Origin of the sequence: Chryseobacterium sp. SIMBA_038, from assembly GCF_046535115.1 — a bacterium.
GTDB lineage: Bacteria > Bacteroidota > Bacteroidia > Flavobacteriales > Weeksellaceae > Chryseobacterium.
Genome location: NZ_JAWRXH010000349.1, coordinates 1 through 247, shown reverse-complemented (window position 1 = coordinate 247; position 247 = coordinate 1). Strand labels below are relative to the sequence as shown.

Genomic DNA, 247 nt, shown 5'->3' with positions numbered 1-247 from the left:
ATCTGTCCGGAGATATATAACACTCCGTTTGCCATATTAGCTTGTGAATAAGGCCCGATTGCTGCAGGTGCATTAACTGTGTTGATTATTTGTTTCATATGTGGATATTTATTTTTTTAATGGTCATATGGAATCGTCCTCTTCATTTATATTTCCTTTCTAACCGATTTCATTAGATTTTATTTTGGTTGCAAATATAAAATTTATATTCACAAATGCCAATCTGATATTAGAAAGGTGCGTTTGG

General features: G+C 32.4%; 1 pseudogene. It reads right to left on the bottom strand.

Features of this window, described 5'->3' with window-relative positions:
• Window positions 1–98, bottom strand: a pseudogene (locus SB689_RS23850) (RidA family protein); the annotation flags it as partial.
• Window positions 99–247: the final 149 nt, after the last annotated feature.